Annotated in this window: 25 protein-coding genes; 19 read left to right on the top strand and 6 right to left on the bottom strand. The window is 51.8% G+C overall.

Annotated elements, in window-relative coordinates:
- Window positions 1-41 precede the first annotated feature (41 nt).
- On the top strand, window positions 42-1,352 hold the full coding sequence (locus tag ABFZ84_RS05280) for a metal-dependent hydrolase family protein (protein WP_369312892.1): 1,311 nt from the start codon (window positions 42-44) through the stop codon (window positions 1,350-1,352).
- A 66-nt stretch (window positions 1,353-1,418) separates the two neighbouring features.
- Here ABFZ84_RS05280 and ABFZ84_RS05275 read toward each other — a convergent pair whose 3' ends face one another.
- Window positions 1,419-1,877: an Lrp/AsnC family transcriptional regulator gene (locus ABFZ84_RS05275; RefSeq protein WP_369312891.1), complete on the bottom strand. Its 459-nt coding sequence runs from the start codon at window positions 1,875-1,877 to the stop codon at window positions 1,419-1,421.
- 126 nt (window positions 1,878-2,003) lie between these two features.
- Here ABFZ84_RS05275 and ABFZ84_RS05270 point away from each other — a divergent pair, with 126 nt between their 5' ends.
- From ABFZ84_RS05270 to ABFZ84_RS05260, 3 genes are all read left to right on the top strand, one after another.
- Complete coding sequence (locus tag ABFZ84_RS05270; protein ID WP_369312890.1) at window positions 2,004-2,246, top strand: DUF6356 family protein; 243 nt, start codon at window positions 2,004-2,006, stop codon at window positions 2,244-2,246.
- A gap of 88 nt (window positions 2,247-2,334) precedes the next feature.
- A complete protein-coding gene (locus ABFZ84_RS05265) occupies window positions 2,335-3,387 on the top strand; it encodes a YeiH family protein (protein ID WP_369312889.1) in 1,053 nt (350 codons plus the stop codon).
- 143 nt (window positions 3,388-3,530) lie between these two features.
- A complete protein-coding gene (locus tag ABFZ84_RS05260) occupies window positions 3,531-4,490 on the top strand; it encodes a hypothetical protein (protein WP_369312888.1) in 960 nt (319 codons plus the stop codon).
- Here the strand turns inward: ABFZ84_RS05260 and ABFZ84_RS05255 are convergent.
- Complete coding sequence (locus tag ABFZ84_RS05255; protein ID WP_369312887.1) at window positions 4,487-4,987, bottom strand: type III secretion system chaperone family protein; 501 nt, start codon at window positions 4,985-4,987, stop codon at window positions 4,487-4,489. The two genes, ABFZ84_RS05260 and ABFZ84_RS05255, sit on opposite strands and share 4 nt — an antisense overlap.
- 232 nt (window positions 4,988-5,219) lie before the next feature.
- Between ABFZ84_RS05255 and sdhC the strand changes: the two genes are divergently transcribed.
- The 4 genes from sdhC to ABFZ84_RS05235 all read left to right on the top strand — a co-directional run bounded on the left by sdhC (window position 5,220) and on the right by ABFZ84_RS05235 (window position 8,913).
- Window positions 5,220-5,639, top strand: a complete 420-nt coding sequence (gene sdhC / locus ABFZ84_RS05250; protein ID WP_369312886.1) for a succinate dehydrogenase, cytochrome b556 subunit — start codon at window positions 5,220-5,222, stop codon at window positions 5,637-5,639.
- 1 nt (window position 5,640) lies between these two features.
- Entirely contained in the window at window positions 5,641-5,976 is a 336-nt protein-coding gene (gene sdhD / locus ABFZ84_RS05245; RefSeq protein WP_369312885.1) for a succinate dehydrogenase, hydrophobic membrane anchor protein, read from the top strand.
- Window positions 5,977-5,979: 3 nt separating this feature from the next.
- On the top strand, window positions 5,980-7,767 hold the full coding sequence (sdhA, locus tag ABFZ84_RS05240) for a succinate dehydrogenase flavoprotein subunit (protein WP_369312884.1): 1,788 nt from the start codon (window positions 5,980-5,982) through the stop codon (window positions 7,765-7,767).
- Between the two features lie 63 nt (window positions 7,768-7,830).
- Window positions 7,831-8,913 (top strand): dipeptidase, encoded by a 1,083-nt coding sequence (locus ABFZ84_RS05235; RefSeq protein WP_369312883.1) that lies wholly within the window; start codon window positions 7,831-7,833, stop codon window positions 8,911-8,913.
- On the opposite strand, the gene ABFZ84_RS05230 is transcribed toward ABFZ84_RS05235, so the two are convergent.
- Window positions 8,910-10,115, bottom strand: coding sequence for a TonB family protein (locus ABFZ84_RS05230; protein WP_369312881.1), 1,206 nt, complete (start codon window positions 10,113-10,115; stop codon window positions 8,910-8,912). The two genes, ABFZ84_RS05235 and ABFZ84_RS05230, sit on opposite strands and share 4 nt — an antisense overlap.
- A 218-nt stretch (window positions 10,116-10,333) precedes the next feature.
- On the opposite strand from ABFZ84_RS05230, the gene ABFZ84_RS05225 reads away from it, so the two are divergent.
- From ABFZ84_RS05225 to ABFZ84_RS05195, 7 genes are all read left to right on the top strand, one after another.
- Entirely contained in the window at window positions 10,334-11,170 is an 837-nt protein-coding gene (locus ABFZ84_RS05225) for a crotonase/enoyl-CoA hydratase family protein (protein ID WP_369312880.1), read from the top strand.
- A gap of 94 nt (window positions 11,171-11,264) precedes the next feature.
- On the top strand, window positions 11,265-12,632 hold the full coding sequence (gene creD, locus ABFZ84_RS05220) for a cell envelope integrity protein CreD (protein ID WP_369312879.1): 1,368 nt from the start codon (window positions 11,265-11,267) through the stop codon (window positions 12,630-12,632).
- A 47-nt stretch (window positions 12,633-12,679) separates the two neighbouring features.
- Window positions 12,680-13,507 (top strand): succinate dehydrogenase iron-sulfur subunit, encoded by an 828-nt coding sequence (locus ABFZ84_RS05215; RefSeq protein WP_369312878.1) that lies wholly within the window; start codon window positions 12,680-12,682, stop codon window positions 13,505-13,507.
- A 327-nt stretch (window positions 13,508-13,834) separates the two neighbouring features.
- Entirely contained in the window at window positions 13,835-14,164 is a 330-nt protein-coding gene (locus ABFZ84_RS05210) for an ArsR/SmtB family transcription factor (RefSeq protein ID WP_369312877.1), read from the top strand.
- Window positions 14,161-14,628: an ArsI/CadI family heavy metal resistance metalloenzyme gene (locus ABFZ84_RS05205; RefSeq protein WP_369312876.1), complete on the top strand. Its 468-nt coding sequence runs from the start codon at window positions 14,161-14,163 to the stop codon at window positions 14,626-14,628. The genes ABFZ84_RS05210 and ABFZ84_RS05205 overlap by 4 nt, the downstream gene beginning before the upstream one ends.
- Before the next feature lie 449 nt (window positions 14,629-15,077).
- On the top strand, window positions 15,078-16,208 hold the full coding sequence (gene zapE / locus ABFZ84_RS05200; RefSeq protein ID WP_369312875.1) for a cell division protein ZapE: 1,131 nt from the start codon (window positions 15,078-15,080) through the stop codon (window positions 16,206-16,208).
- A 72-nt stretch (window positions 16,209-16,280) separates the two neighbouring features.
- The gene (locus ABFZ84_RS05195) at window positions 16,281-17,561 is read left to right on the top strand and encodes a hypothetical protein (RefSeq protein WP_369312874.1); all 1,281 of its coding nucleotides are present in this window, start codon (window positions 16,281-16,283) and stop codon (window positions 17,559-17,561) included.
- Here the strand turns inward: ABFZ84_RS05195 and ABFZ84_RS05190 are convergent.
- Together ABFZ84_RS05190 and ABFZ84_RS05185 are read right to left on the bottom strand one after the other, a co-directional pair.
- On the bottom strand, window positions 17,558-19,321 hold the full coding sequence (locus tag ABFZ84_RS05190; protein WP_369312873.1) for a sodium:solute symporter family protein: 1,764 nt from the start codon (window positions 19,319-19,321) through the stop codon (window positions 17,558-17,560). The genes ABFZ84_RS05195 and ABFZ84_RS05190 overlap by 4 nt on opposite strands.
- Window positions 19,322-19,329: 8 nt before the next feature.
- A complete protein-coding gene (locus tag ABFZ84_RS05185; protein WP_369312871.1) occupies window positions 19,330-19,605 on the bottom strand; it encodes a DUF4212 domain-containing protein in 276 nt (91 codons plus the stop codon).
- 102 nt (window positions 19,606-19,707) lie between these two features.
- Here ABFZ84_RS05185 and ABFZ84_RS05180 point away from each other — a divergent pair, with 102 nt between their 5' ends.
- Genes ABFZ84_RS05180 through rplS form a run of 4 tightly spaced genes read left to right on the top strand, consistent with a single transcriptional unit; the run spans window position 19,708 to window position 22,674 of the window.
- On the top strand, window positions 19,708-20,970 hold the full coding sequence (locus ABFZ84_RS05180) for a multidrug effflux MFS transporter (protein WP_369312870.1): 1,263 nt from the start codon (window positions 19,708-19,710) through the stop codon (window positions 20,968-20,970).
- Window positions 20,967-21,518, top strand: a complete 552-nt coding sequence (gene rimM / locus ABFZ84_RS05175; RefSeq protein ID WP_369312869.1) for a ribosome maturation factor RimM — start codon at window positions 20,967-20,969, stop codon at window positions 21,516-21,518. Before ABFZ84_RS05180 ends, rimM begins: the two co-directional genes overlap by 4 nt.
- A 41-nt stretch (window positions 21,519-21,559) precedes the next feature.
- Window positions 21,560-22,288: a tRNA (guanosine(37)-N1)-methyltransferase TrmD gene (gene trmD, locus ABFZ84_RS05170; RefSeq protein WP_369314543.1), complete on the top strand. Its 729-nt coding sequence runs from the start codon at window positions 21,560-21,562 to the stop codon at window positions 22,286-22,288.
- Window positions 22,285-22,674 carry a 50S ribosomal protein L19 gene (gene rplS / locus ABFZ84_RS05165; RefSeq protein WP_369312868.1) on the top strand — a complete coding sequence of 130 codons (390 nt, stop codon included), beginning with the start codon at window positions 22,285-22,287 and terminating at the stop codon, window positions 22,672-22,674. The genes trmD and rplS overlap by 4 nt, the downstream gene beginning before the upstream one ends.
- A 65-nt stretch (window positions 22,675-22,739) precedes the next feature.
- On the opposite strand, the gene bioB is transcribed toward rplS, so the two are convergent.
- Window positions 22,740-23,696, bottom strand: coding sequence for a biotin synthase BioB (bioB, locus tag ABFZ84_RS05160; RefSeq protein ID WP_369312867.1), 957 nt, complete (start codon window positions 23,694-23,696; stop codon window positions 22,740-22,742).
- Window positions 23,697-23,739 lie beyond the last annotated feature (43 nt).

Raw genomic sequence — 23,739 nt, 5'->3', positions numbered from 1 at the left:
CAAAACCAAAATAAACACACTGTTTTGAGAGAGGAGACGAAATGAATCGTCTGATCACCACTATTGGCTTATGTGCAATGTTTACTAGCGCACATGCAGCAGATTATGCTGTTGTTCACGCAGGACAACTACTGGCCAAACCCGGAAGCGCCGTTGCCGAAAATCAAACGGTTGTCATTAAAGACGGACGGGTTGAACGCGTTGCCGCCGGTTTTTTGGACGCTCAGGCCATCGGCGCCAACAGCAATGACAATGTTACTGTTCATGATCTCAGCGATTATTTCGTTATGCCTGGCTTGATTGATGGTCACGTTCACATCACGCATGAGAACAACCCCAATGGCAGGCTTGATCGAGTCCAAATGTCTGGTGCGGATTTGGCTATGTCCGGTGCTGGCTTTGCCCACAAAACGCTCATGGCAGGCTTTACTACAGTTCGTGACGTTGGCGCAGGTTCTAGCGACGCGATTTTCGCCCTGCGCGAAGGCATCAAACGCGGTGATGTTGTCGGCTCACGTATCTACGCATCCGGCGCAACAATATCGGTCACTGGTGGTCATGGCGACGGAACGCAAGGGTATACGGATGAAATCGGCCACATCCTTCATTCAAAAGGCGTGTGCGACGGTGCTGGCGAATGCCGCAAAGCAGTACGAGATCAGGTTCGCCGTGGTGCAGATCACATCAAGCTGACAGCAACGGGCGGCGTGTTGTCGAACACGGCGGCGGGGCTTGAACAGCAATTTTTTGACGATGAATTAGAAGCCATCATGGACAGCGCCCACGCGATGGGACGCCGGGTTACAGCCCACGCACACGGCGTCCAAGGTATCAATGCCGCACTTGCCGCCGGTGTCGATTCTATCGAACACGGGACCTATCTCGACAACGAATCCATTCGACTATTCAAGAAAAATGATGCGTTTCTCGTACCAACAATTCTAGCCGGGGTGACAGTTGCAGAATGGGCCAATGATCCGAACTCTCATCTTTTGCCGCCGCAACGAGCCAAAGCAAAAGAAGTCGGACCAACCATGTTGGATATGGCGCGACGGGCCCACAAAGGCGGCGTCAAAATCGCCTTCGGTACGGATAGCGGTGTTTCTCAGCATGGTGTCAACGCGCGCGAATTTGGCTTGCTCGTTGATGCCGGCATGACGCCGATGGAAGCCATCCATGCCGCCACGGTCAATGGGGCCGCCAACTTAGACAAATCAGATGTTCTTGGTACTGTTGAACCTGGAAAATATGGTGATCTAGTTGCTGTAAAAGGTGACCCGTTGAGCGACATCAAAGAACTCGAAGATATCGACTTCGTGATGAAAGAAGGCGTCGCCTATAAAATGCAATAATCCACCACCAGACGGATTATTATTTTAGCGGTCGCATATTCATGGGGCCGCTTTTTTGTAGCGCAATTATATATAGTCTAATGGCAGCTCAGTGGTTGATTTCAAATCTTCCATCGAAAAGCTCGATTTTACGTCGGAGAACTCCGCGACCGAAATCAGCTTTTTATAGACTTTGTCGAATCGCACCATGTCAGGGCAAACAACCTTCATGAGATAGTCGGTGTCACCACTCATCCGATGTAATTCGACAATTTCAGGGATTCGCCTGACAGATTCTGCAAATTTTGTCAGCCAAGCTTCGCTATGGTGTGCTGTCCTCACCGAGATAAAAGCCGTCAGCCGAAGATTGAGCCGGTGACGATCCACCAGCGCAACCCGTTTGGTGATAACCCCTTCTTCTTCCAGCTTTTTTATGCGCCGCCAGCATGGCGTAGCCGAAAGGCCGACCGAATCTGCAATTTCACTAACAGGTGTCGATGAATCGCGCTGTAGTATCGCAATAATGGCTTTATCGATGCTATCCATACTAAATTTTCTATCATTTATAGAAAATTCTTGCAACGAATAGTTTTTCTTATTAAATCTATAGGATAAATTTTCACGCCGTTCGTCGTATCCTTGGGCCAAGTCAAACCGGAGTTCCGAGGCACCATGATCAAGAAGTCATTTACTGAACACCCAGCCAGCGTCGGCGAATCCTATATGGAACATATGGGGTCAGCATTCGGCTTTGGGTCAAAAATGGTCGTCGCCGGCATTGCCTGTTTGCTGCATGGCTTGTTTCCGTTTCTGTTTGTTCGGACGGGCCGGAGCTGCGTTGAGGAATTACACCACCGCATGGTCACGCATCGTGACCGTCGCACGGCACCGTCGCATGACAATGCCCACGCTTAATGCCGAACAACGCCGCGCTGCTGAATAGCGCGGACACGAATAACGCTTACACCCCAACTACAAGCAACCACCAGAAAGCCGTTCTTGCGTGAGCACGACCAACCTTCAGCCTGCCGCTAGCCTTCACCACAGAGCGCGAAGCTTTGCGCCCGGCGTTTTGTTAAGCGGCACAGTCGCAATGGCATCGCTGTTCATCTCGTCGCGTTATGGCGGGCCAGTCATGCTTTATGCGATCCTGTTCGGTATCGCGTTCAACTTTCTTGCCGCCGACGAAAAATGCGCGCCCGGCATTCAGTTCGCTTCGAAAAGGATTCTCCAGCTCGGCGTTATTCTATTGGGTGCATCGGTGACGTTCACAGAAATCGCCGGCCTTGGTTGGGCGACTGCATTGCTGGTTGCCTCTGCCGTCACGGTGACATTAACGCTTGGCTGGATGATTGGGCGCTCTGCTGGCCTTTCCTCATCACACTCCACATTATCATCCGGGGCCGTTGCAATTTGTGGGGCTTCTGCGGCGATGGCGATCGCATCAGTGTTGCCTCAGAACAAAGAAAGCGAACGCAACCTGATCTTGACCGTTGTCGGCGTCACTAGCCTGTCGACGATTGCGATGGTGCTTTATCCCATGTTGACCCATGCTATGGGCCTAACGGATATGCAGGCCGGTGTTTTCCTTGGCGCAACAATTCACGACGTCGCTCAGGTCATTGGTGCCGGATACATTGTTTCTGATGATGCCGGGGCGGTCGCGGCTGTGGTCAAACTGATGCGGGTCACGTTGCTCGCACCTGCCGTCTTTATTATCGCCATGTTGTATGCCCGCCAGAGTAAAGCAGCCGACCCGCAAAACAGTGGCGCTCAAGCATCGGGCCGCGCGTTCCCAATGTTCCTTTTGGGTTTTGCAGCGCTCATGGCGGCCAATAGTTTTGGATTTGTCCCCGAGGCATGGCGCGGCGGAATTTCCGAAATGTCACGCTTTTCGCTTGTGGTTGCTGTCTCTGCCCTCGGCGTAAAGACGTCACTTAAAGATCTTTTTGAGGTTGGCCCCAAACCGATCGCAGCGCTGGTACTTCAAACTCTATTACTCGCCGTTTTCGTCGCCGCCGCCGTGCTGCTTTTTGCGCGCGTCCTTCCGCACTGATAATATGGTTAATGCGCGCTTAAACGCGCCATTCGTTTGATGACATTTCATCGGAGAACTTCGGTAATCCAATGAATTCCTTTGCTCGATTTTAACTCTGTTACCGCACACTGCGCCCAGATTATTATTCTGGAGCGCTCTTCATGTCTGACCAGTCACTAGAAACCCGCCTTACCGCTATTGGCGCTGATGGTTTTGTCTCTGCCGACGAGGTTTTGTTTTTACGCCGCACCGTATTTGCAGATGGTGTCGTTTCAAGCACTGAGCTTGATGCGCTTTTTGCATTGGGCGACAAAGCACCGGACGGCGAACCAGAGTGGTTCCAGTTCTTTGCCGAAGTTGCTGCGGATTTTTATCTGCGCGAAGAAGAGCCGCAAGGATATCTGACCGAAGACGAATTTGCGTCACTACAAAGTCGCGTCCTGAAAAATGGCCACGCAAATGGTTTGGAAATTGCGCTTCTCGTCAAGCTAATGGAAACGGCGGAAACTACACCGTCCGCTATGGCTGCTTTTACGGGCGAGCAAATCAAACAGAGTATATTGAAAAAAGACGGCGGCCCGATGGTCGAAAAACATGATGCGATCATGTTGCGCCGGTATTTATTTGCCGCTGGTGGCGACGGGAATGTCGGCGTTACTCGCGCCGAAGCCGAACTGTTGTTCGATATCAATGACGCCACCGAAAAAGCCCGCAACAGCCCGGCCTGGACCGAGCTTTTCGTGCAAGGCGTTATCAACCACCTGATGGCACATCTTGGATACAAAGCGCCGAGCCGCGAAGAAGCCTTCCGCCGCAATGCGTGGGCTCGCGATCAATCCGTCAATGTGGGCGGATTTTTCAAGCGCATGCTTTCGGGCGGCATTGGCGCGATCAAAAACGCTTATGACAACGAAACCGTAATAGGCGCGCACAATGATCAACGCGATACACAAGCGGCAATCGCCGAGCAGGTCACCAAGGGTGAAGCCGAATGGCTGGCAACACGCATTGGTCGTGATGGCGCCTTTGATGCAAACGAGCGTCGCCTGATCGAGCGTATGCGCCAGCATGAAAAAGAATTACCGGATACGCTGAAAGCGCTTCTGGGACGCGCAGCCTAAACGCCAGTTGCGCCACTTTGGAATTTCGCAACAAACGCAGAAATAACATCAGCCCATCGGCTGATGTTTTGCGACAGGTGCGCCTCGGACACGCCGCCGCCGAGTTCGATAACGTAATCAACACCGACTTCATCCGTGCCTTCGAGCACATAGGCTCGGCCAAACACTTGGCTATCGTTAAAGCTATTGACGATGCGATAATCGCCCTCAGTCACCGAGCGGCCTAATTTGAAATTGGCGAAAAAGACCAGCGTCTCACACGACGCCGGGGCACCAGAGCAACTCAGCGCCCGTACATAAAAGCCAAAATCACCCGCGCGCCCCGCCGCAACTGGCGCACCGGTCTGGCTATCAGCCATCATATTCGGATTTAAATCCGCAGCGCCCAATACGCTTTCAAGTTGATCAGCCGTCACCGCGCCCAATGACTGCGCCGCAGCGCCGCTAAGCGAAAATAACGCCGCGACCGCACCAAATGCTGTCAAAAGTTTTTTCATTTCACGCCCCCAACCCATCACCGAACACCCCTTACATCGTGGCAGCATGACCGAAAAAACCCATCATTGGCAATGGCCAGACACAAATCCCAAGCAAATCACCTAGAAAATAGCAGCAACTTTTAGCCCTCTCACGCTTTTATCGTGCCGCAATACAACATACCGCGTTGACACCAAGAAGGGGCGGCCTATGTTCGCAAAACCTTTTTCCGCCTGAATATACGGGGCTTTCATGGTCAACAGCGCACTACCCGAGCGGCCGCAATCTCCGCGACCTTTATCGCCACATCTCCAAATCTGGAAATTCACCGTCACGATGGCGGCGTCTATTACCCACCGAGGAACCGGCATGGTTCTTTATGGCGGCTCTTTGCTGCTGACGGTTTGGGCATATGCCCTCGCCTTTGATCCGGCTTTGTTTGCGAATGTCGCAAATTTTGTCGGCTCGCCATTGGGCTTTATCATTGTCGCCGGTTATGTTTGGGCGTTGTCCTTTCACATGATGAACGGTTTGCGCCATCTCTATTGGGACACCGGGCGCGGCCTTGCCCCTGCGACCGCGACCAAAACAGCGTGGGCTATTTATATCGGGTCCATCCTGCTCGCAGCGATCATTCTGTTTATTGGCTACAATGCTGGAGGGGCGGCGTAAGATGTCACAAAAGGGCACTTCAACTTTTATCGTACAACGCGCCACCGCAGCTATCCTGATCCCGTTTGGTATTTGGTTTCTGATTAGCGTCGTTTCAAACCTTGGCGCTGATTACGAAGTTGCGCGGGCATGGCTCGCAAAGCCGCTCAACGGTATTCTCCTGTCGGTTTTCATCATCATTGGCGCGCTCCATATGCGGATCGGCCTTGCTGAAATAATCCTCGACTATATCCATTCCAAATTAACCAGCACTCTACTTCTGTTGAACTGGCTTGTTGCTATCGGCATCATCGCCAGCACACTCTTTGCTGTTTACAACATTTCATTTGCAGGCTGACGAATGACTTCTAATTACGAGATTATCGATCACGAATATGACGTTGTTGTTGTGGGCGCAGGCGGCGCGGGACTTCGCGCTACGCTGGGCGCTGCACAAGCGGGCTTAAAAACCGCATGTGTCACGAAGGTATTTCCAACACGTTCGCACACGGTTGCAGCCCAAGGCGGCATTTCCGCTTCACTCGGCAATATGAGCGAAGATGACTGGCGCTGGCATATGTACGACACCGTAAAAGGGTCGGACTGGCTCGGCGATCAAGACGCCATCGAATATCTTTGCAAACACGCACCGGCCGCCGTTTACGAACTGGAACACTGGGGCGTGCCGTTCTCTCGGACTGAAGAAGGCAAGATTTATCAGCGCGCTTTCGGCGGCATGACCAAGAACTACGGCGAAGGCCAGGTTCAAAGAACATGTGCCGCCGCTGACCGAACTGGCCACGCGATTTTGCACACACTCTATGGTCAAGCCGTCAAAAACGACGCCAAATTCTTTATCGAACATTTCGCCCTTGATCTTATCATGACGGACGAAGGCGAATGCGCTGGCCTATTGTCTTGGGAACTCGACACCGGCCGCATTCATCGCTTCAAAGCGAAAATGGTGATCCTCGCCACGGGCGGTTACGGCCGGACGTACTTCTCTTGTACATCTGCGCACACCTGTACCGGTGACGGCAACGGCATGGTCCTTCGCGCGGGTCTTCCGCTTCAGGATATGGAATTCGTACAATTCCACCCAACTGGCATTTATGGCGCGGGCGTTCTGATTACCGAAGGCTCACGCGGCGAAGGTGGCTACCTCACAAATTCAGAGGGCGAGCGCTTCATGGAACGCTATGCACCATCCGCAAAGGACCTAGCATCGCGCGATGTTGTCTCCCGCTCGATGACAATTGAGATTCGCGAAGGTCGGGGTGTTGGTCCGAATAAAGACCATATTCATCTGAACCTAAACCACCTCGACCCAGCAGTTCTTGCTCAGCGCCTTCCGGGCATTTCGGAATCAGCGAAAATCTTTGCCGGCGTTGACGTTACCAAAGAACCAATTCCGGTCCTACCAACGGTCCATTATAATATGGGCGGTATTCCGACCAATTATCACGGCGAAGTCGTCACCAAGCGTGGTGAGGATGCTGACGCAGTTGTTCCCGGCCTTATGGCTATTGGCGAAGCAGCTTGCGTTTCTGTTCACGGTGCCAACCGTCTTGGCTCAAATTCATTAATCGATCTTGTGGTGTTTGGCCGTGCTGCCGGGCTTCGTTGCGGCGAAGTCGTAAAAGCGCAAGGCGCACATCGCGACCTGCCGCAACGCGGCACAGACGAAGCGCTGGCGCGCCTCGATCATTTCCGTAACGCCAAGGGCGATACACAAACATCGACGATCCGCGCCAATATGCAGAGCGTCATGCAGAATAACTGCGCTGTATTCCGTACCGGCGAAGTTCTCGATGAAGGCCGCGTCAAAATCAAAGAAGTCTATGACTCGATGCCGAATATCGGCGTGACTGACCGCTCGCTCGTCTGGAACACCGACCTGGTTGAAACCCTTGAGCTTGACAACATGATTGGCCAAGCCGTTGTGACGATGGAAGGCGCGGCCAACCGCAAAGAATCGCGCGGCGCACACGCCCGGGAAGACTTCCCAGATCGTGACGATACAAACTGGATGAAGCACACTGCAGCGTGGTTTGCTGACGGTAAAGCGACGCTCGATTATCGCCCGGTTCATAGCTACACCTTGTCCGACGAGATCGACTACATTGAACCAAAGAAGCGGGTTTACTAAGCCGCGCTTTGCGCCAATTTAAAAAACGGTTTAGCCTTCCCGAGAAATCGGGAAGGCTTTTTTATGACCATGACGCGACGTGATGCCATTCGTATTGCTGCCGGTGCGGCAGCGACTTTTTCAACCGCAAACGCGGCACAATCACCTGAAAAATTGAAACGCCTGTACGATAAAGCCATTGTCATCGACGCGTTATCCTTTGGGCATGTGTGGGATGACATAGAGCACGCCGCCGTTCGGCAATCCGGCTACACAGGTATCATCACCTCGCTTGATCGTAGCGATCTTCAAACCGCTATTGACGAAATTATGGTCTGGAAAAAGCGCATCAAAGACATGCCGGATCAATATATGATGGCGCTTTCCGCCAGCGATTTTGAACGCGCGAAACGCGAAAACAAACTCGCCGTGATGATGAATTTCCAAAACGCGACCATGCTAGAGGGTGAAGTCGATAATATCGACGTCCTCCACGCTATTGGGATGCGGTGTTTCCAGCTAACGTATAACTCGCGCAACTTAGTTGGCGACGGATCGACCGAACGCACCAATGTCGGCCTTTCCGATTTTGGCGTAGACGTCGTCAAACGAATGAATCAAATCGGCGTACTCGTCGATGTCTCGCACAGCGGCCGCCAGACAACCTTGGATGCCGTCGCATTTTCTGAAAAGCCAATTGCTTATACCCACACAATGGCCGAGGCGTTACGCCCAAATCACCCGCGCGCAAAAACTGACGAACAATTCAAAGCTCTAGCGGAAAAAGGCGGTGTCGCGGGTATTGCGGCGCTTGGTTACTTTATCGGTAAAAACCCCGGAACCGACACAACGATTGAGACTTATGCAGATCATATCGAACACGCGGTCAAGGTGGCTGGGTATGAACATGTTGCGCTGTCTACTGATTTTCCTGTACGAGGTCTAAAAAGTTGGGCCACAAAAGAAGAATGGTACGACCCTCGGTTAAAATTCTTCAAGCCTAGCTACGATGTTCAGTGGCCGCCCTACATTCCAGAACTCGACACACCAGACCGTTTTCGCAATGTAATCACAGTGCTCGACCGACGCGGTTGGAGCACTCGGCAACTGGAAAATCTTCTTGGCGGCAACTGGATGCGTTTATTCCGGGATGTATTCGGCAGCTAGCGGCGGAAGTTTAACGTCGCCGTCTTTCCGGTCTCAACCGCAGGGTTGCCGTCAACGGTTTTGGGGTCAAACCGCCAGCGTGAGAGCGTCCGCAAAGCTTCACTGTCAAAGCAATCATTCGTCGAAGAGGAAATTTTCGCGTTTACGGCCCGCCCTTCAGCGTTGACATCAAAATTGACTGTCACAGTTTCAAGTGCCACCGCTCTACTCGCACAGCGATTAGGATAAAAAGGTGCCGACGACCGTATTAACTGCGCAGGGGCAATCACCGGCTTTGGTGCTGCCGGTGTGGGGCGTCGTAGCATCGGCCTTTTGACGCGTTCACTGATAGGCACAGATCCATTTCGCTGCGCAACGTTTTGTGCCCCGGTCGAGGTCGTTGGTGAGCTGATGATCTGGCTTGGTTCTGTACGCGGCAATGGTGCTCGCTCACGCGATACAATTTGCTGTACTGTCTCTTGCTCGACTGGCGCTTGCTCCATGACTGGCGGCGTTTCAACTGGGGGCGTTTCCGCCACGGGCTCAACCACAACAGCCGCTGTTTCTTCTGGTATCTCTGCAACATCAATCGCGTTGTTTACTTCTAATGCTTCATTGACTTCCGTTTCTGGCGGTTCCGTGTTCAGGACTTCGTTTTCAGCTTGAATTTTGGGTGTCGGAACATTCACCTTCGATGATCGCGGGGTAACGGGTTGAGCGATCGGTGCGCCTAGCGTCACTCGCTTTTCAGGCACGGCTGCACCCCGCTCGTCACGTCCACCGTTAAACAAAATCTGAAAAAACACCCACGCCACGAAAAGCGTAATTGCAAGAACAGCAAAAATCGAAACCCACCGTGCGCCATCATCATCGACATCCGGGGTCCGTTGGGTACGGGCATCGCTTAGCGAAACAGGCACCGCCCCGCCAGCTTCGTCACGAAACCTCATAGCAATTTCATCCGCATCAAGACCGAGATGTCGCGCATATGATTTTACAAATCCAATAACATAGGGAAGAGGTGGCAAGAGGTCAGGTCGCATTGCCTCGATAGATTGGAGATGCGCGACTTTAACTTTAATCGCTTCGCTCAGTGCTTCAATAGAGATGCCAGCGGCAATTCGGCTCGCGGCGAGGAATACACCCACAGTTTCGCCGTCATTGGCCGCCGCTTCGCGCGGGGCCTTAAAATTAATGACATCTGCCGCTTTATCTTGCGCCATCTACTACTTTACTAACCTTGCCGCATCATTCCGGCACCAATTTCGCCCGGTTGCTCAAAAATACTGACTTTTTAAGCTTACAAAGCATGATCGGTGCCAAATAAAACACACTCGCCAGGGCCTCATCCCCCGGCTCGCGACTGCGCCTGCCTATTGGCTTTAACCCTTATATCACGGAAAACTGCAGAATCAGAATCCACATGACAGGAGATCGCACCATGGGCCATAGCTGCTTTAATCTCACAATCGAAAATGGCATTGCGCATCTGCGCTTCTCGCGACCTGACAAATTCAACTCTTTCACCCCAGAATTTTGGAGCGAACTACCAGAGGCCGTGAATAAGGTGTCAAACAATGCGGAAGCCCGCGTGATTGTTCTGTCAGCGGAAGGAAAACACTTTACCGCAGGTATGGACATTTCTGTATTTATGGATGGCGCGCTTGATGCGCCCCCGACCAACCGCGAAGTGGCCGCTGAGGCTTTTCGCTTCAACGTGAAAACCTTACAAGACACATTTTCGGCGCTTGAAAATGCCCGCCAACCGATCTTGGCCGCTATCCAAGGGGGTGCCGTCGGCGCTGGTGTTGACCTCGTAAGTGCATGCGATTGCCGCTACGCCAGCAGTGACGCATTTTTTTGTATTCAGGAAACAGCAATCGGTATGACGGCCGATGTCGGCACTTTCCCACGCCTTGCGAAAATCATTTCCGAAGGGTGGGCACGCCAAATGGCCTACACCGCCGAACGCGTATCGGCGCAAAAGGCCAAAGAAATCGGACTCGTCAACGAGGTTTATGAAACGCCCGAAGAGTTGCTTGAGAATGTCATGAAAATTGCCGCGCGCATTGCCAGCCATTCACCCTTAGCAATCACCGGTTGCAAAAAAATGATTACCTATGCCCGTGATCACAACACCCAAGACGCGCTCGATTATATCGCTCTTTGGAATGCCGCAATGTTTCGGACCGATGACATCAAAGAAAGTTACATCGCGAAATCCGAAAAACGTGAGCCAGTTTTTGATGATCTAACCCCAATTAAAAAACCGCTTTAACCTTGCCTTTGAAATTCCTTGATCATGCCTTATGCGGAACATTTCCGCCCCGTAGGGAAACGAAGGCCATAGGGGAGATCGAAAAGGCAGCATTATGAATATCAACGCAACATTCAAAAACAGGTCCCTGGGGCTAAAGCTGATATTGGTGGGCGCGCTTGCCTTCCTTTTGTGGATACCGGCTATGCTGGTTTATGGGTTGGTGTTCGAACGCTCGACCCGCGCGGAAAACGTTAAGCAAGAGATCTACCAACTGGCCGGTGGGGAGCAAACGATTAGCGGTCCCCTGATTATTGTTCCGGCGGTGATCGAAACCGATAAACTCGAAAGATTTGAGGTACCGGTTAAGCGTACGCAATATTTTGCCTTCACGCCGCAATCCCTAGGCATCGATACCAAAGTCTCGGCAACGCAACGACGCCGGTCAATTTATGACGCGACGATTTATGACGCCGATATAGAAATGAAAGGCAAGTTCGGCGCTCTGGTGCCCCCGGCCATCGCAGACGGCGAAGCGGCGTTTGATTGGCAGCGAGCAGTCCTTGCGATCAAATTTCGTGATGACACAGCCCTTAAGGGCATTCGCGATAAGCTGTCGGTCAAAATTAATGGCAACGAATATAAGGCAGCATTTGAACCGGGCATCAGCTTAACGGTACTGGAGACAGGGCGTGGCGGCGACAATATCTCCCTGCCGGGGATTAGCATGATGCTGCCAATCACCGACCCTTCAGCAACCATCGATTTTGAGCTGACGTTGCCGATGTCCGGGGGTGGTGCCCTTCAATTTGCTCCTGCGGGCGAGGACACAAGCGTCTCCATGCAATCAGATTGGCCCGACCCGAGTTTTCAAGGCGCATATCTGCCAGATAGTCGCGAGATCACTGACCAAGGGTTTACCGCGCAATGGCATATCCCTTACCTCGCCCGAAATCTGCCGCGCAGCTTCCCGGTCGAAGGCAATCTTGGGTTTCTCGATCAGGGCAAGTCTTTCGGTGTCAGCTTCGTATCCGCGGCCAGCCCCTATAAAAGCGTCAATCGCGCCCTCAAATATTCATTGATGTTTCTCGGTGTGGTTTTTCTGACGTTCTTTTTGTTCGAGGCCACCACCGATGCACGCGCCCACCCGGCGCAATATATCTTGCTCGGGCTCACCCAAGTGATCTTTTATCTTATGGTCCTCGCCTTTTCTGAGCATATCGGGTTTGACGCGGCGTTTGCATTGACCGCATCGGCAACGATTGCCCTGTCTGGCACCTATGCTGCGACGGTGTTTCACAGCAAAATGCGCGGCATAATCGCATTTCTCGCCTTTTCAGCAGCCTATGGTCTGATATATCTACTCATGAAATCAGAGGATTACGCCCTGCTGATCGGCTCTGTTACGGCCTTTGGTGCGATCGCATTGACCATGTTCGTAACGCGGCGGCTTGATTGGTATGGCGGACGCGATAAGGCATAGATACGGTCGCACAAGCGAACGAAGCATTTAGACAAGGTCTCCGGTACATGGTTGAACTGACACTGCCGAAAAATTCTAAGATCAACAAAAACGGCAAAACATATCCGGCAAAGAGCGGTGCTACGAAAACCCGTACCTTCCGCGTATATCGCTACGATCCATCAACCCCCGAAAACCCAAGCGTTGACAGCTATGAAGTCGATGTCTCGGACGTATCTATGGTACTTGATGGCCTGATCAAAATTAAAAACGAAATCGATCCAACGCTTTCGTTTCGCCGGTCATGCCGCGAAGGGGTTTGCGGTTCATGCTCTATGAACATTAATGGCTCAAACACCCTTGCCTGCACCAAAGCCATGGACGAACTGGGCGATGGCGACATTCATGTTTATCCGCTGCCACACCAACCTGTCGTGCGTGACTTGGTGACCGACCTTACCAATTTCTACAAACAGCACGCCTATATCGAGCCATTTCTGCAAGCCAAAACAGAAGAGCCTGCAACCGAGTGGAAGCAATCCCCGGAAGATAGAGCAGAGCTTGATGGACTTTATGAATGCATCCTCTGTGCATGTTGCTCAACGTCTTGCCCGTCCTATTGGTGGAATGGCGAAAAAGAAGATGCGTCCGAAGAATATCTTGGGCCGGCTGCGCTTCTTCAGTCATATCGCTGGCTCGCGGATAGCCGCGACCAACTCACGAATGAACGCCTCGACAAGCTTGAGGATGAATTCAAACTCTATCGCTGCCATACGATTATGAATTGCGCGCAGGTTTGCCCGAAGCACCTTAATCCAGCCAAAGCGATCGCCGAGATTAAAAAGCTGATGGTGAACCGGCCCGACCCTAAAGGTGTGCCACAAGCGGCGGAATAGCACGCCCCAACATCACGCGGACTTCCATTACACCGCGCGAGTCGGTTTAATTTTATTTTTCGAGGCATTTGATGCGGGACGGCTTTTGTCGGATCCCGCATTTTTCTGCGCCTTTAGCCATAGCCAGTAAAGCTCACGCGCTTCACTTAGGACTACGCAGACCCCTCATTTGTTTCCATAACCCATCTTTTCTGTGCACAAAAACAATAATCACGCGTACCTGTCGAAAGCTCGGCAGCGTATTCTTGACATGCTTTGATATTTCGATAATTATAGAATTATATAAATTTCGAAATATAACAATTTATCGCAGAAGAAGGACAATCCATGGAGACAGATAACGCCGTCAGCGCCTTCTCTGCGTTAGCGCAGGAAACCCGGCTTTCCACGTTGAAACTGCTGGTGAGGGCCGGGCCAAACGGCATGGCGGCTGGTGCGATCGCGAACGCGCTTGGCCTTGCCGCTCCAACACTATCGTTTCACCTCAAAGAGCTGGAACGCGCAGAACTTATCCATGCGCGCAAAGATGGCCGCAGCATTATCTACGCCGCCGATTACGGCGGATTGCGCGATCTAATCGAATTTTTATTGGCAGATTGCTGTGGAGGCGACAAACGCCTCTGTGGCCCATACATCATCAAGGAAACATGCCCATGAAACGCTTGCACATCCACCTAAAGGTCGAAGATTTAGAACAATCCATCATGTACTACAACGCCCTTTTCGGTACCGAACCAGCACGACGCGAGGCAGATTACGCAAAGTGGATGTTAGACGAGCCGAGCGCAAATATTGCCATTTCCAGCCGCAGCGAAAAAACGGGCGTCGATCACGTTGGCATTTCACTAGACAATCAAGAACAACTGGAATCGACTGCCAACCGCCTGCGCGCTATCGAAGCACCACTCTCAGCAGAAAACGACACCACCTGCTGCTATGCCAATAGCGACAAATATTGGTCACACGACCCTCAGGGCGCAATCTGGGAGCTTTTCCACACTTTTGGCTCATCCGATGTGTTCGGAAAAGACCCAGAATTAGTCGCCGATGAAAACGCCAATCAAGCCAGTGCACCATGTTGCGCACCTCAAACGACCACGCCCACACAAAGCAGCCCATAACCAAGACCGATATAAACCACGCAACCCAAAAGGACTGGCACCCATATTCTGCGGATCATATCCAATCGGGATCGAAAAGTTCTTTCGCAATCGAAACGCTTTCTGGCAGAAAAAGATTGCGGATAATCAAAATGTCAATTTTCGAACGCTAGCCCAGCCTTTGGATTGGGTTGAGCATTATTGTCGGCATCACCCTTGGCCAGCGTATTCCCAGCCCGCTCCCTGACCTGATGCCGCTTGAGTTTGCAAAAGTGAATTTAGTCGTCGCTGTACTAACAGCGTACATTCGTTGACGCCCAAGACCGTCCCGAAAAATTGGTCCGCCCTACGCGCTCATTGAAGCGTCAAATTTCTTCAAACGCACGTTGCTGTGGCCAATGCAACGCGCCGGCACTTTCCCAGAGTGACAGACTTCCCGACACTGGCACAACAGGTTATAGCCGGACACAATGAAAGGGCCGAGGCCACGATATGATGCGCTTGTTCAATCAGGCGCGCTGGACTCTGATCCGGCCCAGGAAGAGGCAGCCGATCGGCTACAGCTTTTGCATGATCAATTAAAATCTTATAACGGCCCACAGCGCGGATTTTTCTCGTTCCGAAAAACACCACCCCGTGGCGTTTACCTTTGGGGTGGCGTCGGTCGCGGTAAAACACTGTTGATGGACCTCTTTTTCAACAACACCGCATACAAACAAAAACGCCGCGTCCATTTTCATGAATTCATGGCCGAGACCCATGAGCGCATTGCCAACTGGCGCACAAAAGACCTTGCTGAAAAACGCCGTCACAAAGCCATGAACCGGGCCTCGCCGGATGACCCTATGCCGCCCGTTGCCTATGACATTGCGCAAGATGCGCGGCTTTTGTGTTTCGATGAATTTTACGTCACTGACATTGCTGATGCGATGATATTGGGGCGTTTGTTTACAGCACTTTTTGAATATGGCGTTGTGGTGGTTGCGACGTCTAACCGGGTTCCAGACGATCTATATAAAGAAGGGCTGAACCGGCAGTTGTTTCTGCCGTTTATCGAAATTCTGAAATCCAAACTTGATGTTTGTGAACTGCGTTCCGCACAGGATTATCGCCTCGCCAAGCTGAGTGAAGCCCCCGTTTATTACCACCCCCTTGGTCCAGACGCAGATAAAGCGATGGATGCCGCGTGGCAAAATATGATTAGCGGCGGGCATGAACATAAAGAAGAAATCACAATAAAAGGTCGTAAACTGATTGTTCCGCGTGCCGCGCGTGGTGCTGCACGATTTGATTTTGCCGATTTGTGTGAAAAGCCCTTGGGGGCGTCCGACTATTTAGCCCTCATTCGACGATACGGAGCAATTTATATCGACCATATCCCGATTATGAGACCGGAACTGCGCAATGAAGCAAAACGGTTTTCGACCCTGATCGACACCATATACGATGCCAAAGTAAAACTGGTTTGTTCTGCCGAAGGCGAACCAGACGACCTTTACCCCGATGGGCATGGTGCCTTTGAATTTGAACGGACTGCCTCGCGCCTTATGGAAATGCGAAGCGCAGACTATCTCAAAACCGCTTCGGTTGATCTAGAATAGTCTTTCATCCAGATGGATTTCCAGATAGAGGCACTATATTCTCACCTCGTTTAATTATGCAGGAGCGGAACGATGGACCGCCTTAGGACATTGGGCGCACTTGTCGGTGGATCACTGATCATATCGATCATTTACGGCGTAACCGTTGGCAACAACGAACCGCCAATCGACTTTGACATCGATGATAGCGAAGGTGTTCACCTCGTGGTCACCGGCGACAAGGGTACATTCTCGCTCCGCCGCGATGAATTGCGCATGGAAGCACAATGGCGTGGAGAATACGTTTTAAACGATACTGCTGATGATATTAAATCCCTCGATCACAAACTAGCCATTACGCGTGAGAAAAATGGTGTCACCGAAAAAGCGATTTATGAACGTAACGGTGATGACGTTGAACGCAGGTATTTCATCGACGAAGAAGAACAAGAGAAAGACGTAGAAACCGATTCTGCGATGCGCCAGCTGTTAACAGGGTTTTTAGGTGCCAGCGGCGTACGCGCAGAAGAGCGGGTCGCAGCCCTATTACAAGAAGGTGGTGTTAGCGCGGTGTTAGATAAATATGACGCCCTTTACGGGGATCATGCGCGTGAACGCTATTCCGCAGAATTAATAAAACAAGCAGACCTGACACCAGCGGAACTCCGCAGCTTACTTGAGGCGCTGTCAGTCATTGAATCTGATACCACTTTGCGGACAATTCTCGGTGATATCCTCAGTAAGGAAACTGTTCGCACCGAAGACATCCCATATTTCCTCAAAGCAGCGTCAAACATCGATAGTGATTATGATATGCGGCGCTTGATCGAAACGGTGAGCGAGCACCCCATGAACGGCGATGCAATAGCGCTCAGTCTTGGGTTATTCGAAACAATCGATAGCGAACATGACTTGCGATTAGCCGGAGAGGCATTGTTAAAACAACCCGACCTTGACGCTGATAACATCACCAAACTCTTGCTGATCATTCGCGATCAAATGGATAGTGCGCATGACATGCGCCTACTTTTGGTGGAAGCCGCCCCGTTTATGGCCCGCGATAACGAGGTCGCCAAAGCATGGTTCAGCGCCTTTGCCGAAATTGACTCAGATCATGACAAACGCCTCGCTCTATCTGACGCCTCTGAGATCAACGACCTCCCTCCAAATTTAGTTAGAACACTGATTGATTCAACCAATGAAATTGATAGCGATCATGATCGTCGCCTTGCGCTAGAGAATTTTGCAGGGCAAGCACGGTCAACGCCAATTTTGCTAGAGGCATACAAAGCCGCAGCAGAAGGCATAGATAGCGATTACGACCGGCAACGGGCGCTGGAAAGCGTGGGCATAGAGGCCGAAGACACTGATTAAGTGCTAGTTTTGCTAACGGGCATTCGAATATCATCAATCATTGCACGAACAGCAACGGGCGTCGGAGCGGTAAATCGCGAGACACCAATCGCGATCACAAAGTTTAACACCATCCCTAACGTGCCGATCCCCTCTGGGGACACGCCTAAAAACCAATGGCTTGCATCATTCACAGCGCCGAACCAAGGCGATTTGAAATAGATGATATAACTCAGGGTAAACGCTAAGCCGCTGATCATTCCAGCAACCGCACCTTCGCGGTTTATGCTTTTAAAGAAAATACCCATTAATATCGCGGGGAACAATGATGCTGCGGCCAAACCAAAAGCTAAGGCCACAACTTGCGCAACGAAGCCCGGCGGATTAATTCCTAGATATCCAGCGATAATGATCGCAACAGTCGCTGCGCCACGCGCCGCCATCAATTCAGCTTTTTCTGTGATCTGTGGCCTGAATGTTTTTTTCAATAGATCGTGACTAATCGCTGTCGATATGACTAACAACAATCCCGCAGCCGTTGACAATGCCGCCGCTACACCACCAGCCGCCACAAGCGCAATCACCCAGCCGGGCAGTTGCGCAATTTCAGGGTTGGCAAGCACCATAATATCACGGTCAACAGAAATTTCGTTGGCGTTGTCAGTGGGCGTATTCGAGACAAGCCGCTCACCGTTCTGACCCTGTCCATCCACAAAGTCAGCACGCCCCTCAAACGGGGTGCCAGAGCCATATTGGATGACACCATCCTCGTTTTTATCTAGCCACGCGATTAGTCCAATACTCTCCCAACTTTTTACCCATTGAGGCGCTTCCGCATAAGGTTTTTCGTGAACACTATCGATAAAGTTCAAACGCGCGAAAGCACCTACCGCCGGTGCCGTTGTGTATAATAGCGCAATAAAAACAAGTGCATAACCAGCTGACCGTCGAGCATCAGATACCTTTGGGACCGTAAAGAAACGCACAATCACATGCGGCAAGCCTGCTGTCCCTGCCATCAACGCCAGGGTGATCGCGGCTATATCTATTTTGGATTTAACGGCGCTGGTATAGGCGGAAAACCCGAGATCGACGAGCGCCCCATCAAGCTTATTAAGAACCGATATTGTTTCACCTGCCACATTAGAACCAAGCCCTAATTGCGGAATGGGGTTTCCTGTCATCAGTATAGAAATGAAAATTGCTGGCACCATATACGCAAAGATCAACACGCAATATTGCGCAACCTGCGTATAGGTAATCCCCTTCATGCCACCGAGGACGGCGTAAAAGAAAACTACACCCATGCCGACAATAACGCCCCACTCGATCGGCATTTCAAGAAAACGTGAAAACACAACGCCCACACCGCGCATCTGTCCGGCGATATAGGTAAACGATACAACGATCAGGCAAACCACCGCCACGATACGCGCGGCACGTGAATAATATCGCTCGCCAATAAAATCAGGCACCGTGAACTGACCAAATTTTCGCAAATAAGGTGCGAGCAACAAGGCAAGCAAGACATAGCCCCCGGTCCATCCCATTAGATAAACGCTGGCATCATATCCGGCGAAAGCAATAATCCCCGCCATCGAAATGAAAGATGCGGCGCTCATCCAATCGGCAGCGGTTGCCATACCATTTGCAATGGGGTGCACATGACCACCAGCGACATAAAACTCAGCGGTCGAGCCGGCCCGAGACCAGATTGCAATCCCAATATAAAGCGCAAAAGAAAGTCCGACAAAAATAAAGGTGAGAAGCTGCGCGTCCATGGTCTTTCCTATTCGTCGCTAACGCCAAAGCGCTTTTCGATCGTGCGCATTCGCGCGGCGTAGACGAAAATTAGAATGACAAAGACAATAATCGACCCTTGCTGTGCGAACCAGAATCCGAGCTTGAACCCGCCGATTTCAATGCGATTAAGGACATCCACGAAAATAATGCCTGCGCCAAAAGAGGCCACGAACCAAATCGCTAAAAGCCCGCATAGGAGTTTGACATTCTCACGCCAGTACGCCTCAGCGCGCGACGAATCTCGACTTGTTTCGCTTTGCATAACCACCCCACATCTTTGTTTTTAAGTGAGACTAGTGGTGTTTAGCAGTGCTGCCTATCCTTCGTTATTGCCAAATGCGTAGGTGACTAGTAGTTCCCTGTAATGGACAGCCAACCGAACAATCCCAAAATCAAAGCATCGCAGCGTTCCGCGATCTCATTTCTTGAACTTGTTGCCTTCATAGCCGCGGCAATGGCGCTAAACGCGCTGGCAATCGATATGATGCTCCCCGCGCTTGGGCAAATCGGCGATGAATTGGGTGCCATCCGTGATAATGATCGCCAACTGATCGTCGTGGTCTACGTTCTGGGAAACGGCATCGCACAGCTCTTTTTTGGCCCTATCGTTGACCGGTTTGGCCGCAAAAAAGTCCTCTTGTTCTCACTCGGTGGCTATATCGTTGGCTCGCTGCTTAGCATTGTTGCCTCTACTTTTACGTTGCTACTTGCGGCCCGCGCGTTTCAGGGCGTGGCGACCGCGGCAACACGCGTAGCAGCGGTTGCTATTGTACGCGATCAATGCTCTGGGCGCAGAATGGCCGAAGTGATGTCGTTCGCGATGACGATTTTCATGGCCGCTCCCATTCTTGCGCCTGGCTTAGGACAGGTGATTTTATTCTTCGCACCATGGCGGGGAATTTTCGCCGCGCTACTGGTTTATGGTTTTTTGTTGGCCATCTGGACCTGGATCCGGATACCCGAAACCATGGCACCCGAGGATCGCAAACCATTACGCGCAGGCCCGATAGCATCATCTTATCTGGAATTCGTGCGGAACCGTATTTCGATCGGCTATACGATGGCCTCTGCTTTGTGCTTTGGCGCTCTGTTTGGTTATATCAGCGCCTCAGAGCAAATATTTCTTGAGACCTTTGATATCGGCTCCAATTTCGCTTTTGCCTTTGGGGCAATCGCCAGCGGGCTAGGAATGGCAACACTTCTCAACGCGAGGATTGTTTCTAAATTCGGTATGCGACGCCTTACCCATGCAGCGCTGTTGTCTTTTGTCATTTCAAATGCACTACACCTCTTTTTTGCGCTGATCTTTGGCGAAAGCTTTGGGCTATTTATGGGCTTCATGATGGTCTCGTTCTTCTCGCTGGGGCTAATTGGCCCCAACGCCACCGCACTCGCCATGGAGCCAATGGGCCACAATGCCGGTGCCGCTGCCGCCGCCAACGGTTTTGCCGGAACAACCATCGCCGGGTTGTTGGGCGGCCTCATCGGCCATTTCTATGACGGTACAACAATGCCCATTATCTTTGGTTTTACGGTCCTTGGCATATCTGCCGTGCTGTTTGTTTTATGGACAGAACGCGGAAAGCTCTTTGGTGTCGGCGATGATCAAATTGAGAACACCCCATGACACGCGACAATCGGGTTTGCCTGGGGGCATTCGCGGGGGCCCATGGTGTTCGCGGCGAAGCAAAAGTCAAAGTCTTCACCGCCGACCCCGGCGGCGTAGCTGCCTATGGCAGTGTTGAGACAGAGGACGGTGCGCGCCAGTTTAACCTGACCGTTGTTCGCCAGATCAAAGGCGATTTCGTTCTTGTTCGTGCGCCAGAGATTAAGTCTCGTGAGGACGCTGAAACACTAAAAGGTCAACGTCTTTACGTTGCGCGAGATGCCCTTCCCGCACCAGACGAAGATGAATTCTATCTCGACGATCTTGTGGGCCTAAAAGCTGAAGATGAAACTGGCAAGCCATTAGGTATCGTAAAGGCAGTTTATAACTTTGGGGCAGATGACATGATCGAACTGGTCAACATCCCCGATGTCAAAGGTGTGCGGCTTGTGGCCTTCACCAAAATACTCGTACCCGAGGTCGATATCGCCCAAGGGCGTATCGTTGTCTCTCGGGACGCCATCGACCCTGAAGACCCGGCACCAAAGCCAAAAACCGACGAGCACTAGCGCCGACTTGCGCCATCTGCGTCGCCATGCCATCTGACCACATTATGTGGCACGCAACGATATTGACCCTTTACCCTGAGCTTTTCCCCGGCCCGCTGGGCGCTTCCATTTTGGGGCGCGGTGCCGCCGACGGTCATTGGGCGCTCGATACCGTCAATATCCGCGACTTTTCGGACAACAAATACGGATCCGTGGACGACACCCCCGCTGGCGGCGGTGCGGGGCTGGTGATGCGGGCGGATATTATGGCCAATGCCATTGATAGCGTCCCCCGAAACGATCGCCGTATTATCTGCCTTTCGCCACGCGGAAGGCCCCTTAACCAGCCCCTCGCCCATGAGCTGAGCCAAGGACCTGGTCTGATCGCCATTTGCGGCCGATTTGAGGGAATTGATGAGCGTGTTTTCGACGCCCGCCAAATTGAAGAGGTTTCCCTAGGGGATTTCGTGCTCGCAGGCGGAGAAATTGCCGCTATGGCCCTTATAGAGGCTTGCGTCCGCCTGATCCCCGGGGTATTGGGCTCGGCTTCTTCTCTTGGGGAAGAAAGCTTTGAGGGTGGGTTATTGGAATATCCCCAATATACGCGCCCAAGAGAATTCGAAGGCCGGGCTATCCCGGAAGTTTTGCTATCAGGCGATCACAAAAGAATTGCCAAATGGCGGGACGAACAACGGAACGAAATAACGCGAACGCGACGACCGGACCTCTGGGAGAGGTTTTCCACTGACGGTCCTATCCGGCGCAGCAACAACAAGGAACCGAAGACATGAACATTATCGAACAGCTCGAAAAAGAGCATATCGAAGAACTAGGCAAAACCATCCCTGAATTTGGTGCTGGCGACACCGTCAAAGTCAACGTTCGCATCAAAGAAGGCGAGCGCGAACGTATTCAGGCTTTTGAAGGCGTTTGCATTGCACGCAAAGGTGGCGGCCTCAACGAAGCATTCACCATTCGTAAAATTTCTTTCGGCGAAGGCGTTGAACGCGTATTCCCGATCTATTCACCATTGGTTGATTCAATCGAAGTGATCCGCCGCGGTAAAGTACGCCGCGCGAAACTTTACTATCTTCGTGATCGTCGCGGTAAATCTGCACGTATCGCCGAGAAGGTTGATCGTCGCCAATCTGCGAAGAAGAAAAAAGCCAGCAAGTAATTCGGCTTTATTGGAATTAAAAAACGGGGCCGTCTGGCCCCGTTTTTTGTGACTTCTATTGTTGTTTAAATCAGTTCTATACCGAGTTGCGAAAAGAGTGCTGTGTCTTTGTCCTGACCCGGATTATTGGTCGTAAGCAATTCATCGCCAACAAAAATAGAATTTGCACCAGCAAGGAAACAAAGCGACTGCGCTTCGTCACTCATATGCTCCCGGCCTGCCGATAACCGCACATAAGAAGTCGGCATGAGAATCCGCGCGACCGCAATAAGCCTTGCAAAATCAAGGGCTGAGACAGGCTCACTGTCGCCAAGGGGCGTGCCCTCAATGGGCATCAGAGAATTGATCGGCACTGATTCAGGTGGCGGCGACATATTCGCAAGGGCCAGCAAAAAGCCTGCGCGGTCTTCGACCTTTTCACCCATGCCGACGATACCGCCACAACAGACTTTCATCCCTGCATCACGGACTTTGTCGAGCGTTTCGATACGATCCTCAAAAGTCCGTGTAGAAATAACTTGCCCGTAATATTCAGGCGATGTGTCTATATTATGGTTATAATAATCAAGCCCGGCATCACTCAGCGATGTCGCTTGCCCCTCGCTCAACATGCCAAGGGTCATACACGTCTCAAGGCCGAGTGACTTAACTTCGGCAACCATGTCGCAAAGTTCTGGCATGTCGCGATCTTTTGGCGACCGCCATGCCGCTCCCATACAAAAACGCGATGCGCCTTCGGCTTTAGCGCGCTTGGCCTCCGCCATGACCTTTTCTTTATCCATCAGTTTGGATGCTTTAAGGCCAGTTTTGAAATGCGCCGACTGGCTGCAATAGCCGCAATCCTCGGGGCAACCGCCGGTCTTTATCGACAAAAGGCGTGAGGCCTGCACTTGGTTGGGGTTAAAATGTTCGCGATGAATTTCTTGTGCCCGGAATACCAATTCCGCAAACGGAAGCGCCATTAGCGCCTCAACATCTTCGCGCATCCACCGAGCCGTTTTTGGTCTTGTTTCGCCGTCCATAATAATAACACCCTTCGCAACAGCCAAACACATAGACGGTTGC

It is taken from the genome of Hyphococcus lacteus (assembly GCF_041058985.1).
Taxonomy (GTDB): Bacteria; Pseudomonadota; Alphaproteobacteria; order Caulobacterales; family Parvularculaceae; genus Hyphococcus; species Hyphococcus lacteus.
Note: the sequence above shows the minus strand (reverse complement) of the source record. Positions and strands in the feature narration are given on the sequence as shown.